Origin of the sequence: Paenibacillus sp. EKM301P, from assembly GCF_011800295.1 — a bacterium.
In the GTDB taxonomy this organism is placed as follows: domain Bacteria; phylum Bacillota; class Bacilli; order Paenibacillales; family Paenibacillaceae; genus Paenibacillus; species Paenibacillus polymyxa.
In genome coordinates, this window is record NZ_JAALFM010000168.1 from 1 (window position 1) to 223 (window position 223).

The window sequence follows — 223 nt, forward strand, 5'->3', positions numbered from 1 at the left end:
TCGGCTCGAAGGTAAGCCTGTTGCCGGTTGGCGGGGAAAAGAACCCGGAAGACATCGTGGACACGATTGCCCGCGACGGTGTGAGCACGATGCACTTTGTACCCGCCATGCTGCATGCGTTCCTGGAGTATGTGGAGCAGCAGCCGCGGGAAGTGATGCAAGCGAAGCTGGGCACGCTGCGCCATGTCTTTGCCAGTGGTGAAGCGTTGCCGCCACAGCATGT

The 223-nt window shown here is 60.5% G+C and carries 1 protein-coding gene; it reads left to right on the plus strand.

Going from position 1 to position 223, the window contains the following annotated elements; translation table 11 throughout:
- Window positions 1-223, plus strand: a 223-nt coding sequence (locus HFD99_RS25385) for an AMP-binding protein (RefSeq protein ID WP_167441120.1), incomplete at both ends; no start/stop codon positions are given.